This window comes from Pseudoalteromonas sp. GABNS16E, assembly GCF_028598715.1.
GTDB classification, from domain to species: Bacteria; Pseudomonadota; Gammaproteobacteria; order Enterobacterales; family Alteromonadaceae; genus Pseudoalteromonas; species Pseudoalteromonas atlantica.
In genome coordinates this window covers 1-2,077 of the sequence record NZ_JAQREZ010000112.1, presented here as the reverse complement: position 1 = coordinate 2,077, position 2,077 = coordinate 1, and the positions used below count along the sequence as shown (strand labels likewise).

The 2,077-nt window shown below is 37.1% G+C and carries 2 protein-coding genes; both read left to right on the top strand.

Annotated features, from left to right (window positions below):
- The first annotated feature begins 152 nt into the window (after positions 1-152).
- Positions 153-803, top strand: coding sequence for a site-specific integrase (locus tag PSI06_RS20810; protein WP_273604788.1), 651 nt, complete (start codon positions 153-155; stop codon positions 801-803).
- Between the two features lie 329 nt (positions 804-1,132).
- Positions 1,133-1,969 carry an IS982 family transposase gene (locus PSI06_RS20805; RefSeq protein WP_273604789.1) on the top strand — a complete coding sequence of 279 codons (837 nt, stop codon included), beginning with the start codon at positions 1,133-1,135 and terminating at the stop codon, positions 1,967-1,969.
- The last annotated feature ends 108 nt before the right edge of the window (positions 1,970-2,077 follow it).

The following is a 2,077-nucleotide window of genomic DNA, read 5'->3' as shown; positions in this document are numbered from 1 at the left end:
CAGCTTGCTTCAAAATAGTGAGGATCTGACTGTCTGTAAAATGTGCTTTTTTCATAATTTTCTCCTGTGTTTACAATAAGAGAAAATTCTACGTTTGGCATCTATTATTTTTCGGGGGGATTACCGTACAATTTCCTAAAATAGCTAATACAATGAATCCAAACTGGAAAAACTATGATTCATTAAAGCAGTTAAATAAAGAAAGCCAAGAATTAACCTTTATAAATAAAGGAGGAAAGCGTAACACTTGCTTGGTAACGACAAAAACACTGCAATTTATACAAGAGCAGTATTTAGAATGTGAAGACTTAGATTATGAGCAACGCAGGAAGCTTCTAATTTCAAATTATATCCCTTCAAGGTTTTGCAAAAAAACGGAGATCGGTAAGTACCCTCCGTTGTGGATAAATAAGAATGGAACCCCTGTTTCAATTTCAGAGTTGCAAGGGGCTTTTAGGAAAGCGTCGAAAGTACTTGGACGAAAAGTAAAGCCACACTACATGAGGCATACTGGCGCGACTCATTTATTAATGAATTATGAGCTAGCAACAGGCATCAAGTTAAATATGAGCTTACTCTCAGATATACATACATGGTTAAGCATGCAGTTATGTCATAAAAAGTTTAAAACAACAGTGCGTTATATAAAGACAGTTATGAAACTTAAAGGAGATGCTAGTGTGTTAGCCTTGCTACCAGAAGCTTTCAGCTCTGAGGATCTAAAAGTTGCAACTGAAGTAAAGGAAGTATATGAAAAAATAATGCAAGAGCATTTGGTTTTTTATACGGAACTACGACCCTAAATAATTAAATGAATCGCCCAGTTTGCATATAGAACTGACAAGACTTATCCGCACCGAGGGAAAGCTCTCTGCCGACACTTGTAACAATCTTATAGATTGGTTCATATGCTTTAATCTGATATCAAATTTCATTTCGATAGTTCTTTGTATTGCTTAACAGCTTATTGAATACAATTTTGGTGGTTTATAACATACCAAAACGGCATGATTTACGTACCCTGATGATTTCACTAATAATTAACCTGAGCTGCACATAAGAAATGGAACTAAATGCCCTTGCGGTGATCAGATCTTTCGACCAAGAAACATAAGATTACCGAGGCAAGGGCATGAATAACTTAGATGCAATTTACGTAGATGTCGATGATTTTTGTTTATTGTTTGAACCTCAGTGGCTTACACACCTAATAGAATCAGGTGAGAAGCAACGCATTAAGCCGTCTCGACTATCCTCTAGCGAAGTGATGACTATATTAATTGCCTTTCATCAATCAGGTTATCGCGACTTTAAAACTTACTACACCAAATTTGTTTGTCAGTATTGGCGACATTATTTTCCTGATTTAGTCAGTTATACACGTATGTTGAAGTTACTTCAGGCCACGTTACCTGCTCTGTGTAGCTATCTGAAGCAGCGCTTTGATAAACCAACAGGCATTGCATTTATCGATTCTACTTCTCTCAAGGTGTGTCACAACATGCGTATTCCTCGCCACCAAGTTTTCGCGGGAAAAGCCAAGCGGGGTAAAGGAACAATGGGCTGGTTTTATGGGTTTAAACTTCACCTCATCATGAATGATGAAGGTGGTTTATTAGCAGTAAAAGTGACAGCTGGGAATGTTGATGATAGACAGCCGGTGTTAGATATGGTCGATAATGTTACAGGTAGTTTATACGCTGATAAAGGTTATGTATCTGCAAACCTAAAAGCGGAACTTGCTGAGCAAGGCATTGATTTTATTACAGGTCAACGAAGTAATATGAAACGTCAGCCAATATCATCTTGGGATAGAGCGATGTTATCAAAGCGTTTTATCATTGAAACAGTTTTCGACCAACTGAAAAATATGGCTCAAATAGACCATACAAGGCACCGCAGCTGCATCTCATTTATGGTTAATTTAATGGCTGGATTAATTGCCTATACCACGGCAAGATCATTATAAATTGAACTTATAGAATATGTAGTGATCAGATCAAGGCATAATAATCACCTTGGTCACGTAAAATATGAGCGCTACTTTTCTGAAACACTTTAATTCAATTACCGATCC

Excerpts from the sequence above, each read along its gene's own strand:
- PSI06_RS20805 (WP_273604789.1), top strand. The coding sequence starts at position 1,133 with ATGAATAACTTAGATGCAATTTACGTAGATGTCGATGATTTTTGTTTA.
- PSI06_RS20810 (WP_273604788.1), top strand. The coding sequence starts at position 153 with ATGAATCCAAACTGGAAAAACTATGATTCATTAAAGCAGTTAAATAAA.